Below are 12,235 nucleotides of genomic sequence, written 5' to 3'. Positions count from 1 at the left end.
TTCTTCGTCGTCCGCTCGCGCTCTCAACTACGAATATGCAGACGGCGTCGACTATCGCGGACTAACCGCCTTCGCTTCGCTATCCATGGCGGTCAGCGGCTGTATAAAAAAAGCCCGCGATTGTCGCGGGCTTTTTTTATACCACCTCTTCCATGACCACCTTTTATCACGCCTCGAACCAACACTCTGCGCCACTTACGCAACTGTTACCGCACCTGCGATGCTTCGATGGAGGAAGTAGTAGGATATTCAGCGGTAACGACACCAAAGCTGACCTACATAAGTGAACCATCAGTACTCGTCTGACGGATTCACCGTCCGACGTTCTACGAGCACTAGACAGACCTCTGCAAAGCAGATGGCACACTTTTTCTCGATGTCGGTATCAACCAACAATTCGCCAACTGAACTAATGGCCTGACTATTATGCGATGTATATAGGATCAAAGCGGCTATGCCTAAATACCACATCGGCAGCCAGGCCAGCATTTTCCAATGCGCCTCTTACAATTCAGAAAAAGAAAAGGGCCTAGCCGAAGCTAAGCCCTTTTGTTGTATGGTGGCTATGCCCTGATTCGAACAGGGGACCCCATCATTATGAGTGATGTGCTCTAACCAGCTGAGCTACATAGCCAAAATTGGAAGCGGGATTTTGCTGCCTGAGCGCCTTGCTGTCAAGGGAGAAAGGTCTTAAACGTTGAATCGGAAGTGCATTACATCACCATCCTTGACGATGTACTCCTTACCCTCGAGCCTGAGCTTACCCGCCTCCTTGGCGCCCTGCTCACCGTTACAGGCGACAAAGTCGTCGTAAGAGGTCACCTCGGCACGGATAAAGCCCTTCTCGAAGTCGGTGTGGATCACTCCCGCCGCCTGCGGCGCGGTGGCACCGATCTTGACCGTCCAGGCTCGCACCTCTTGCACGCCAGCGGTGAAGTAGGTCTGCAATCCTAGCAACTCATAACCCGCACGAATCACACGATTTAGGCCTGGCTCATCTAGACCCAGTTCATCAAGGAACGCCTCAGCATCCTCGGCATCGAGCTCTACTATCTCCGACTCGATTGATGCACAGACCGCAACCACCTCAGCGCCTTCGGCAGCAGCCAGCTCCTTGACCGCGTCCAGATGCGGATTATTTTCGAAACCATCCTCGGCGACATTTGCGATATACATGGTCGGTTTGATGGTCAGCAGGTGAAGCTCATAGAGCAGCTCCAGCTGATCCTCATTCAGCCCCATGGCACGCACCATCTTGCCCTCGTCGAGTGCTGCACGTACCTCCTCGAACAGTGGCATCTGTGCCTTGGCAGTCTTGTCACCACCCTTGGCAATGCGTGAGACGCGCTGGATGCCCTTATCGACCGTATCCATATCGGCCAGCATCAGTTCGGTGTTGATCACCTCAACATCGTCCAGCGGGTGAACCTTGCCGGCCACGTGCACCACGTTCTCATCTTCGAAACAGCGCACCACCTGAGCAATCGCATCGGTCTCACGAATATTGGCGAGGAACTTGTTACCTAGCCCCTCACCCTTGGAAGCACCCGCCACCAGCCCTGCGATATCGACGAACTCCATGGTGGTCGGCAAAATTCGCTCAGGCGAGACGATCTCGGCCAATCTGTCGAGACGAGGATCGGGCATCGGCACTACACCCACATTGGGCTCAATGGTGCAGAAGGGGTAGTTCTCGGCCTGAATACCCGCCTTGGTCAGCGCATTGAAGAGGGTCGACTTACCGACATTGGGCAGTCCGACAATTCCGCATTTAAATCCCATGGTGTAATCCCATCTCTACTATTTAAGGGTGTGAAGCTGCTGCATCACACGGTCGAGGTTCCCATCGAGCATATCGGGCAGCGAACGGGTCGCATCATCAAGGGTACCGACGATCGCCTCGCGATCTGCTGCCGCCGGGCGTCCCAGTACAAAATCGGTGACCTGATCACGGTGACCGGGGTGACCGATTCCGATCCGCAACCGATAGAAATCCTTGCCGAAGCAGCTGATGATATCGCGCAGACCATTATGCCCCCCGTGACCACCGCCCTTCTTCAGACGGATGGTGCCCGGTGGCAGATCGAGGTCATCGTGTGCGACCAGAATACGTTCAGCAGGTATCTTGAAAAAGTTGGCCAGCGCAGAGAGCGGCTGACCACTACGGTTCATGAAGGTCATGGGCTTGAGCAGCCGACAGTCGTGTCCTTCGATGGTGGCACGACAGACATCGCCGTTATATTTCGCCTCAGTTCGAAGCGCACAACCATAACGGGATGCGAGATCATCCACCCACCAGAAACCGACATTGTGACGGGTCTGCTCATAAGAAGGGCCGGGATTCCCCAGCCCTACTATAAGATCGAAACCGGCGCGGTCAGCCGCCATACAACCTCCCGCTCACCGGTCTCAGCAACAGAGAAACGGGGCTTATTCGCCCTCGCCCTCGCCTTCGCCCTCAGCAACAGCCTCTTCACTCTCGGCCTCTTCATCCGATCCGCCACGCGCCTTCTGGACAGAGGCAACGGGCTGATCGTGCTCGGCACCGTGCATCAGCTCGACGATCTCGACACCCTCGGGCAGCTTCAGATCTGACATGTGAACCATATCGCCGATCTTCAGCTCGCCGAGATCGACCTCAATGAACTCAGGCAGCGCACCTGGCAGACAGATGATCTCGACCTCGTTGATCGCATGGGAGATACGACCACCCTCGAGCTTGACGCCCGGAGCGGTATCTTCGTTGAGGAAGTGAAGCGGTACGTTCATGCGGATCTTCTCGTTCATATCGACGCGCAGGAAGTCGACGTGCATGATGACCGGCTTGTAAGGGTGGCGCTGCATATCCTTAAGTACCGCCTTCTCATCCTTGCCATCGACATGCAGGGTCAGAATATGCGAGTAGAACGCCTCGTGCTCAGCGTGGTGGAACAGATCGTTGTGACCCAGGGTCAGTGAGATCGGATCCTTACCGGCACCGTAAAGGATACCCGGCACCTTATCCGCACGACGCAGGCGGCGGCTCGCACCCTTCCCTGTGTCCGTACGTACTTCTACGTTCAGTTCAAATGTTTCCATGGTACTTCTCCTAAAGTAAAAAAACGCCACACTGGGTGGCTGGTTTGCCTCCCCCGCGACCAGGTTCAGCAGCTACATCTGTCCGGCTCTCGCCGAACGATAAAAAACTAATCCATGAAGAGGGTGCTAACCGACTCCTCATTACTAATACGCAGCATCGTCTCGCCCAGCATCTCGGCAAGCGAAAGCTGACGAATCTTTGTTGATGCCCGCGCCTGCTCATTGAGCGGGATGGTGTCGGTCACTACCAGCTCATCAAGCTCAGAGTTATCGAGATTATCGACCGCCGGCCCGGAGAGCACCGGATGGGTGATATAGGCCTTAACACTGGCTGCGCCGTGCTCCTTGAGCGCCTTCGCCGCCTGACAGAGCGTGCCCGCTGTATCGACCAGATCATCGACCAGGATGCATGAACGTCCTTCGACATCTCCGATGATATGCATCACCTGCGCCACGTTAGCCATAGGTCGACGTTTGTCGATAATCGCCAAATCGGCATCATCGAGACGCTTGGCCAGCGCGCGTGCACGCACCACCCCCCCCACATCAGGCGAGACCACCATCAGGTCTTCACCATCATTTTTATTGCGCCAGATATCACCCAGCAAAATTGGTGAAGCGTAAACATTATCGACAGGAATCCCGAAGAAGCCCTGAATCTGGTCGGCATGCAGATCAACGGTTAACAGACGATCAGCACCGACATTGGTCAACATATCCGCAACCACCTTGGCAGTTATCGGCACCCTGGCAGAGCGCGGTCGACGATCCTGACGTGCATAACCAAAGTAAGGGATCACTGCGGTAACGCGAGCCGCTGATGAGCGACGTAGTGCGTCGACCATCACCATCAGCTCCATCAAATTGTCATTGGTTGGCTTACAGGTCGGCTGCACAATGAAGACATCCTTACCACGGACGTTCTCCATAATCTCGACCATCACCTCACCGTCGCTGAACTGTCCCGTGACCGCCTTTCCGAGCGGCATCCGCAGATGGTTGACAATATCCTGCGCAAGCTTCGGGTTCGAGTTACCCGTGAATACCATCATCTTGCTATCTGACATGTCTGATCCACCTAGGTCGTATCAACATATTAATGGTCACTGCCCAGGGCAGTTTAAAATGGCTGGGGTGCCAGGATTACTCAGGACTACGTCCTTCGCCCTGCGGGCCAGCTCGCTTTGCTCGCTGTTCCGGCACCCCTCTGCTGCTGTGGCTGCCCACGGCAGGTATATATGGCTGGGGTGCCAGGATTCGAACCTGGGTATGCGGAGATCAAAACCCCGTGCCTTACCGCTTGGCGACACCCCAAAAAATCTATGCTGTCTCGAGCCGATCGAGAAGCGGAGAACGGTTCGCACCCTTGGCGACAAAACCGTTCAATCCTGCAGGCAGCTGATCGAGCACCGCTCGCGCCTGCTGCTGCTGCTCAAAGGCGACAAAGATACACGCCCCCGTTCCGGTCATTAGTGGCTCACCATATTTGGCAAGCCAACGCATTGCGTTATCGACCTCGGGGTAGTTTGCTCTTACTACCGGCTCACAGACATTCCTCCCCTCGCCAGAGAGAAAGTCGCGTATTGTGATGGGAGGGCAATCGCGTGTCAATTCCGAAGCACCAAAAACTGTAGCGGTTGCGACGGCCACCGGAGGAGTGACCACCAGATACCAGGGCTCAGGCACACTGACCGGCTGCAGTTTTTCACCCACACCCTCCGCCCAGGCAGCCAATCCACGCACAAACACCGGCACGTCAGCACCAAGCCCAATACCAAGCTCGGCCAGCTGATCCTGATCAAGCCCACAGCCCCAGAGATGGTTCAACGCCACCAGCGTAGTGGCGGCATCTGAACTGCCCCCACCCAGGCCACCGCCCATCGGCAGATGTTTGTCTACCTCGATATCGACCCCCAGCGCGGCATTGCAATGCCCCTGCAGTGCTCGAGCTGCACGCACCACCAGATCGGTCTCGGGCGGCACACCAGCGAGCGCTGAGCGGCGTGAGATCACCCCATCTTCACGCAGATGAAAGGTCAGCGTGTCGCCATAATCGACAAATTGAAACAGGGTTTGCAGCAGATGATAGCCGTCGTCACGACGGCCCGTGATATGTAGGAAAAGGTTCAGCTTGGCGGGTGCAGGCCAACCGTCGGCGTTTGACGTATCCATCGATAAGATCTGATCAGGTACTAAATTCTAGCGCTGACCGCTATGCAGAGCAGCCTCACTTCAGGAACCGCTCCATGACTCGTTTGAGGATCTTGTTATCAGGCTCGATATCAATTGCCTTTTTCCAGATCTGACGCGCCTCATCCTGCTCACCACTCACCCAGAGTACCTCACCAAGGTGGGCAGCAATTTCACCATCCTGCAGATTACTCAGCGCCTTGCGTAGAAAATCGATCGCCTGTTCGTGATTACCCAGCCGATAGTTGAGCCACCCCATGCTATCGAGAATCGATGGCTCCTTCGGCTGCAGACGGTAGGCGTGTTCGATTAGCTGCTTCGCCTCTTGATAACGTTCGGTCTTATCGACCAGGGTATAACCCAGCGCATTGAGGCTGCGTGTATCTTCAGGGTTCTTCTCGAGGATCTTGCGCAGATCGCGTTCCAGCAGATCGATGCGCCCGATCTTCTCCGCAGTCAAGGCACGCGCATAGAGCAGATCCGCGTTCTCCGGGTGGGACAACAACGCTTCATCGTAGAGCTTCATCGCCTCCTCATAGGCACCTGAGTCCTGCAGTAACGCTGCCTCTGCCTCAAAGAATGGCACCGCAAATTCGGGATTGTGATCACGCAGCTTCTTCAGGTGTTCACGCCCTTTATCGAGATTGCCAAGGCGGTACCAGAGCCGTGCCACCCGCAGCTGTGCGTCGTAGAGTCGCTCGCCTGCAACGACCACCGCATAGTGGTCGATCGCCTTGCGATGATTCTCCAACTGTTCCTCGATACGACCAAGAAAGTAGTGTGCATCGTGCAGGCGCTGGCGACGTTCGATCAGCCCCTGAAAGACCGGTTTCGCCGTCTCGACCTCCCCGGCATCGATCAGCAACAACCCATAGGCAAAGGCAACATCGCTATTGTCGGGATTCTTCTCGGTCAGGATCTGGAACTGTTTCAGCGCATCACTCTGACGCTCCGCCACCAACAACGCCCGAGCATAGGTGAGTCGATAGAGCTCGGAATCTGGCATCTCGTCAACCAACGCGGCCAACACTGCCAGCCCCGCATCGACATCGCCCAGTTTAATCAGCGCCCGACCACGCACCGAGCGCGCCTCAGGCCAGCCCGGCTTAAGCGTCAACGCCTGATCTGCACCCTCTACAGCTGCCTTGGCCTGATTGGCACTCAGCGCAAGATTGGCGAAGGCGTAGTGGACCGAGGCATTTTCCGGATGATTTTGTGCCAGCTTGCCCATCACCAATAACGCCCGCTTACGCTCTTCATTATTTGCGAACGATGCACTGGCGAGGTTCAGCGCACGCCCAACCCCCGCCTCACCGTCCTGAGCAACCATCGCCTCCAGATTATCCAGCGCCAGCTCCTCGTCACCACTTCGCAACGCCAGAACCACCAACAGGTGACGGGCATCGATGGCCTCTGGCGCCAGCTCAACCCAGCGTTTGGCACCATCAATCGCCGCCGCCCCATTGCGTGCAAACAGCGCCGTACGAGTCGCGCGCTTGGCTATCTGTGGATCTTCACTGAGATAGGCCGCCTTGATGTAGTGGGCAACGGCCAGACCATAGTCCTTGCGCTGCCCCGCCACCTCGGCGATCAACAGCGTATAGAGCAGCTCCGGAGAGATTGAGCCGCTAGCGCTCTCCGCGTCCGGGCTCGCGGTAGTCACCGCACTCTTTTCACTCTCCCCCTCATCTGCCACGCCCTGCGTCTGTTCAGGCAGTTGTGCACAGGCCGACAGCCAGCCGCAGATCAGCAACAACAACGGTGCACGCAGGTATTTGGTAACAGGAATCAAGCCCTTTCCTCCACTCGATGGGGTCGATGAGGCACTATACCGTAAAATATATCCCTTTCTCGCCCACTATCCATTCTGTTGCTTGTAATCATTGAGCGCATCACGCAAAATTTCCCGTCCGTTTTAATAGATTGACCAATTCATGTCATTTGTCACCCTCGGCATCAACCACCGTACTGCGCCTGTGGAGATTCGTGAGCGTGTGACCTTCGCCCCCGAGGATCTACAGAGAGCGCTGACGGCGCTTAATCAGCAGCCCGGAGTGGCTGAGGCCGCGCTGCTCTCTACCTGTAATCGCACCGAACTCTACTGCCGCCTCGACAAGCAGCAGAGTAGTGATCAGATCATCGATTGGCTCTGTGAGTTCCACAACCTTGAGCGTAGCGAGATTGAACCCTACGTCTACCTCCATCCCGACATTGATGCGGTACAGCACATGCTGCGCGTGGCCAGCGGCCTCGATTCGTTGATTCTCGGTGAGCCGCAGATTCTGGGACAGATCAAAACCGCCTATCAGCACGCGGTTGATGCTGGCACTACCGGCAGCCTGCTGGAACGCCTCTTCCACCACACCTTCTCGGTGGCCAAACAGGTTCGCACCGATACCGCGATCGGCTCCAGTCCGGTCTCGGTTGCCTTCGCCGCCGTCAGCCTCGCCAAGCAGATCTTTGGCGAGCTGAATGAACAGACGGTAATGCTGCTCGGCGCGGGCGAGACGATTGAGCTCGCCGCCCAGCATCTGCACGAGAACGGCATTGGCCGGATTATCGTCGCCAACCGCACCGCCGAACGTGCGCACACACTGGCCAGTCAGTACGACGGTTACGCCATCGCACTCGATGAACTACCCGCCCATCTGGCCGAGGCCGATATCGTTATCGCATCCACCGCCAGTCAGGAGCCAATCCTGCACAAGGAGCCGGTCAAGCAAGCACTCAAACAGCGCAAGCACCGCCCGATCTTTATGGTCGACATCGCCGTACCGCGTGATATCGACCCGTCGGTGGCAGAACTCAACGACGTCTATCTCTACACCGTCGATGACCTGCAGGAGGTGATTCAGGAGAACCTCAAGTCGCGCCAGGAGGCGGCCAAACAGGCCGAGGATATCGTCGAGATCCAGGCGAGCCATTTCATGAACTGGCTGCGCTCGCTCGACACCGTCTCCCTGATCCGCGAGTACCGCGGTCGCGCCGAGGCGTGTCGAGACGAGCTGATGGAGAAGGCGCTATCACAGCTCTCCAAGGGCAAATCGAACGAGGATGTGATGCGCTGGCTCGCTAACACCCTGACCAACAAGCTGCTGCACCAGCCCTGCGCGCAGATCAAACAGGCCGGTTTCGAGGGACGTAACGATCTGATCGAGAACGCCCGCCAACTGCTTGATCTACCCGAAGCACAGGAGGGTGAGTCGTGAAGGCCTCGATCCAGCTCAAGCTCGAGAATCTGAGCGAACGCTTCGAAGAGATCGGTGCACTGCTCTCCGATGCCGAGATCATCAGCAACCAGAACCGTTTCCGCGATCTCTCGCGTGAGTATGCGCAGCTCGAACCGCTTGAGAAGAGTTACAAACGCTATCAAGGCACGCTCGATGATATCGAGAGTGCCAACGAGATGCTCAAGGATGATGATGCTGAGATGCGCGCCATGGCCGAGGATGAGCTGAGCAGTGCGCAGGCGAGTCGCGACGAACTGGAGCTGGAGCTACAGAAGTTGCTGCTACCGACAGACCCACGCGACGGCAGCAATATCTTTCTTGAAATCCGCGCCGGCACTGGCGGCGATGAGGCAGCGCTGTTCGCTGGAGACCTGTTCCGCATGTACAGCCGTTACGCCGAAAATCAGCGCTGGCAGATCGAGGTACTGAGCGAAAACGAGGGTGAACACGGCGGTTACAAAGAGGTGATCGCGCGAGTGATCGGCAAGGGCGCCTTCTCGCGCCTCAAATTCGAATCGGGTGCCCATCGTGTACAGCGTGTACCCGAGACCGAATCGCAGGGACGCATCCACACCTCGGCCTGCACCGTCGCCATTCTGCCCGAGGTCGATGAGGTGGAGGAGATCGAGATCAACACCGCTGATCTCAAGGTCGACACCTACCGAGCCTCTGGCGCCGGTGGTCAGCACGTCAACAAGACCGACTCTGCGGTGCGCATTACCCATCTGCCAACCGGAGTGGTGGTTGAGTGTCAGGACGAGCGCTCACAGCACAAGAATCGCGCCCGCGCGATGTCGCTATTAAAGGCGCGCCTGCTCAATAGTGAGCAGGAGAAGCAGGCGAGCGAGAACGCTGCAACCCGCAAGCTACTGGTCGGTAGTGGCGACCGTTCCGAGCGCATTCGCACCTACAACTTCCCGCAGGGACGTGTTACCGACCACCGAATCAACCTGACCCTCTACAAGCTCGATGAGGTGCTACAGGGTGGTATCTCCGCCATCATCGATCCACTGATCAACGAGTATCAGGCCGACCAGCTCGCCGCTCTTGCCGACGACTGATTTTCTGGCGCACCACGGCCCGATCTGAGCTGCACATAACATGGACATCGAATCGCAACTTAAGTGGGCCACACAACAGCTAGAGAGTCACTCGGAGAGTCCACAGCTCGATGCCGAACTGCTGCTCTGCCATATCCTCGACAAGTCGCGCACCTATCTTCGCGCCTGGCCCGAGAAGCATCTTGATAGCGATACTGAGTCCCGCTTTCGGGCGTTAATTGCAGCGCGAGCCGAGGGGCGCCCGGTCGCCCACCTGATTGGGCAACGCGAGTTCTGGTCACTCGCACTGAAGGTCACCGCAGACACCCTGATTCCACGCCCCGACACCGAAACACTGGTTGAGTCCGCACTGACGATTATCCCCGTCGATGCCCAGTGGACGATCGCCGATCTTGGCACCGGTAGCGGTGCAATTTCACTGGCGATCGCTCACGAGCGCCCAGCCTGCCATCTCATCGCCACCGACCGTTCCGAGGCTGCGCTCAGCGTGGCACAGCAGAACGCCGAGCGACATGCGATTAATAACATCGAATTTCGACTCGGCAGCTGGTGTACGCCACTGCAAGAGGAACAGTATGAGATGATCCTCTCCAACCCCCCCTATATCGAAGCGGATGATCCTCACCTGCACCAGGGTGACGTTCGATTTGAGCCGCTCAGCGCACTCGCCTCCGGCAGCGACGGACTCGATGATATTCGCCAAATCGCCGTCTGCGCCCTTAACCACCTCAAGCCAAACGGCCATCTCTGCCTGGAGCATGGCTATAACCAAGCCGAACCTGTGCATGGACTACTAACAGAGATGGGCTACGCCAACATCAGCCAGCAGCGCGACCTCGGCGGCCACATCCGCACCAGCTGCGGACAAAAAACCGCTTGATTCTTACCCCCATAGGACTAGGATTGGGCCTATGGATAACGATAAAGACGGGCTGATCAAGCACCGCGAAATTATCTTCTGCGAGCTCCACTTCGACAAAAACCAGGGGCAGACAGCACTACTACTGCTCAGCGATATCGAAGGGGTTCACCACCTGCGTGTCAGTGAAAAGGGCACGCTGCATATCAGCTACAACCTGCAGCTCATCTCACTAAAAATCATCGAAGACGCCCTGATCGAACTCGGCTTCCACATCAGCAGCAACCTACTCAACAAGCTTAAACGCGCTCTCTACCACTACACCGAAGAGACCCAGCGCGCCAATCTCGGCTGCTGTCGCGACAACGATAACTGCACCCGCGAGATCTTCATCAACCGCTATCAGCGCATCCGACACGGCTGTCGTGATGAGCGCCCGACCCACTGGCGTAAGTACCTCTAACCACCCTCAAGCTTTACCTATCCATACAAATTAGATCGCGTTGCTCAGACATCGCTATTTTTTGCTATCTTCACCCTCTTACCGCCAACGAACCAATACCTGCTGGATACCGCTATGGATGACCCACAACTACTCCGTTACAGCCGTCAGATTCTGATGCCACAGGTCGGATACGAAGGACAGCAGCGTCTGCTCGACTCGAGCGCACTGATCATCGGGCTGGGCGGACTTGGTTCACCGGTGGCCCTCTATCTCGCTGCGGCCGGGGTCGGTCGACTGGTTATCAGTGATTTTGACGAGGTTGACCTCTCCAACCTGCAGCGACAGATCCTCCACCGCCACGTCGATCTCGGCCGCTCCAAGGCGGAGTCGGCACGCGACACCCTGCACGACATCAACCCAGAGATTGAGATCGAGGCGATCAGCGAGAAGCTTGAGGGTCAGGCGCTGGCCGAGCAGATTGCCAAGGTCGATATCGTCATCGATGCCTGCGATAACTTCGCCACCCGCTTTATGATCAACGACCTCTGTGTTGCGGCCGGAAAACCACTGGTCTCAGGCGCCGCGATTCGTCTCGAAGGTCAGGTTTCGGTGTTTCATAACGAGCGTGATGACAGCCCCTGCTACCGCTGTCTCTACAAGGATGAGGGTGAACTGGGTGAGCGCTGTAGCGAGAGCGGCGTACTATCACCGCTGGTCGGTATTATCGGCAGTATCCAGGCGATGGAGGCGATCAAGGTACTGCTCGGACTGGGTGAGACCCTGGGCGGAAGACTGCTGCTACTCGATGCACTGACCATGGAGTGGCGCAGTATGAAGCTACGCAAGGACCCGGGCTGCCCGGTCTGCGGTGGCCAGTAGAACTAAAACGCCTTCATCAGCGACAGCACCGCCGAGAAGTTTCCACCTTCACTCTCCGGCTCGGTCACACCACTTACCGTGGCGCTACGCCCCAGGTTCCAGCGCTCATAGCCGCACTCCAACTGCAGCCGGTGGAAACGACTCAACGAGCGCTGCCAGCGTAGCGAGCCGCGCCAACCTAAATCGTCTTCCGGCTCAAGGCGCACCTTGGGCAGCACACCATTTTCACGCAGCAACATATTGGCGTTGAAGGTGTGACGCAGGGTCAGATCGAGCACCACCCGATCCTGATCGGCCAACACCAGCTCACCAACCACCCCCGCCTCTCCATAACCCCACTGGTAAAGCTCAGAGAGACCGACCACCGCCCCTTTTCCCTGGATGTCACGATCCCATCGGGGAGTCGCTATTTTTGCGGAAGCTTGTTTTGGGCATCCAAGCCCAAGCAAGCGGCAAATACTTAACGCGACCGTTTATGCCTGCGGCGCCCCGA

At 57.0% G+C, this 12,235-nt stretch carries 13 protein-coding genes and 2 tRNA genes; 6 read left to right on the top strand and 9 right to left on the bottom strand.

Going from position 1 to position 12,235, the window contains the following annotated elements:
• A partial coding sequence (locus BOW52_RS17505) for a hypothetical protein (RefSeq protein WP_236725772.1) occupies window positions 1–241 on the top strand: 241 nt, incomplete at its 5' end.
• Between the two features lie 316 nt (window positions 242–557).
• On the opposite strand, the gene BOW52_RS14950 is transcribed toward BOW52_RS17505, so the two are convergent.
• The 8 genes from BOW52_RS14950 to BOW52_RS14915 form a co-directional block, all read right to left on the bottom strand.
• Window positions 558–634, bottom strand: a tRNA-Met gene (locus BOW52_RS14950).
• Between the two features lie 56 nt (window positions 635–690).
• Entirely contained in the window at window positions 691–1,782 is a 1,092-nt protein-coding gene (gene ychF, locus BOW52_RS14945; protein ID WP_078484884.1) for a redox-regulated ATPase YchF, read from the bottom strand.
• Between the two features lie 18 nt (window positions 1,783–1,800).
• Entirely contained in the window at window positions 1,801–2,388 is a 588-nt protein-coding gene (gene pth, locus BOW52_RS14940; protein ID WP_078484883.1) for an aminoacyl-tRNA hydrolase, read from the bottom strand.
• A 42-nt stretch (window positions 2,389–2,430) separates the two neighbouring features.
• On the bottom strand, window positions 2,431–3,078 hold the full coding sequence (locus BOW52_RS14935; RefSeq protein ID WP_078484882.1) for a 50S ribosomal protein L25/general stress protein Ctc: 648 nt from the start codon (window positions 3,076–3,078) through the stop codon (window positions 2,431–2,433).
• A gap of 107 nt (window positions 3,079–3,185) precedes the next feature.
• A complete protein-coding gene (locus tag BOW52_RS14930) occupies window positions 3,186–4,145 on the bottom strand; it encodes a ribose-phosphate diphosphokinase (protein WP_172840375.1) in 960 nt (319 codons plus the stop codon).
• 172 nt (window positions 4,146–4,317) lie between these two features.
• Window positions 4,318–4,392 (bottom strand) — tRNA-Gln (locus BOW52_RS14925).
• A 6-nt stretch (window positions 4,393–4,398) separates the two neighbouring features.
• Window positions 4,399–5,250, bottom strand: a complete 852-nt coding sequence (gene ispE / locus BOW52_RS14920) for a 4-(cytidine 5'-diphospho)-2-C-methyl-D-erythritol kinase (protein ID WP_078484881.1) — start codon at window positions 5,248–5,250, stop codon at window positions 4,399–4,401.
• A 55-nt stretch (window positions 5,251–5,305) separates the two neighbouring features.
• The gene (locus BOW52_RS14915; protein ID WP_078484880.1) at window positions 5,306–7,060 is read right to left on the bottom strand and encodes a tetratricopeptide repeat protein; all 1,755 of its coding nucleotides are present in this window, start codon (window positions 7,058–7,060) and stop codon (window positions 5,306–5,308) included.
• Window positions 7,061–7,202: 142 nt separating this feature from the next.
• Here BOW52_RS14915 and hemA point away from each other — a divergent pair, with 142 nt between their 5' ends.
• The 5 genes from hemA to BOW52_RS14890 all read left to right on the top strand — a co-directional run bounded on the left by hemA (window position 7,203) and on the right by BOW52_RS14890 (window position 11,742).
• Window positions 7,203–8,477 (top strand): glutamyl-tRNA reductase, encoded by a 1,275-nt coding sequence (gene hemA / locus BOW52_RS14910; protein WP_078484879.1) that lies wholly within the window; start codon window positions 7,203–7,205, stop codon window positions 8,475–8,477.
• Entirely contained in the window at window positions 8,474–9,559 is a 1,086-nt protein-coding gene (gene prfA, locus BOW52_RS14905; protein ID WP_078484878.1) for a peptide chain release factor 1, read from the top strand. The genes hemA and prfA overlap by 4 nt, the downstream gene beginning before the upstream one ends.
• A gap of 40 nt (window positions 9,560–9,599) precedes the next feature.
• Window positions 9,600–10,439: a peptide chain release factor N(5)-glutamine methyltransferase gene (gene prmC, locus BOW52_RS14900; protein WP_078484877.1), complete on the top strand. Its 840-nt coding sequence runs from the start codon at window positions 9,600–9,602 to the stop codon at window positions 10,437–10,439.
• Window positions 10,440–10,470: 31 nt separating this feature from the next.
• Window positions 10,471–10,881, top strand: coding sequence for a hypothetical protein (locus tag BOW52_RS14895; RefSeq protein WP_078484876.1), 411 nt, complete (start codon window positions 10,471–10,473; stop codon window positions 10,879–10,881).
• A 114-nt stretch (window positions 10,882–10,995) separates the two neighbouring features.
• The gene (locus tag BOW52_RS14890) at window positions 10,996–11,742 is read left to right on the top strand and encodes a HesA/MoeB/ThiF family protein (RefSeq protein ID WP_078484875.1); all 747 of its coding nucleotides are present in this window, start codon (window positions 10,996–10,998) and stop codon (window positions 11,740–11,742) included.
• Window positions 11,743–11,744: 2 nt separating this feature from the next.
• Here the strand turns inward: BOW52_RS14890 and BOW52_RS14885 are convergent, their stop codons facing one another.
• Complete coding sequence (locus BOW52_RS14885; protein ID WP_078484874.1) at window positions 11,745–12,107, bottom strand: hypothetical protein; 363 nt, start codon at window positions 12,105–12,107, stop codon at window positions 11,745–11,747.
• Window positions 12,108–12,235: the final 128 nt, after the last annotated feature.

Source organism: Solemya pervernicosa gill symbiont, from assembly GCF_002020875.1.
In the GTDB taxonomy this organism is placed as follows: Bacteria; Pseudomonadota; Gammaproteobacteria.
Note: the sequence above shows the minus strand (reverse complement) of the source record. Positions and strands in the feature narration are given on the sequence as shown.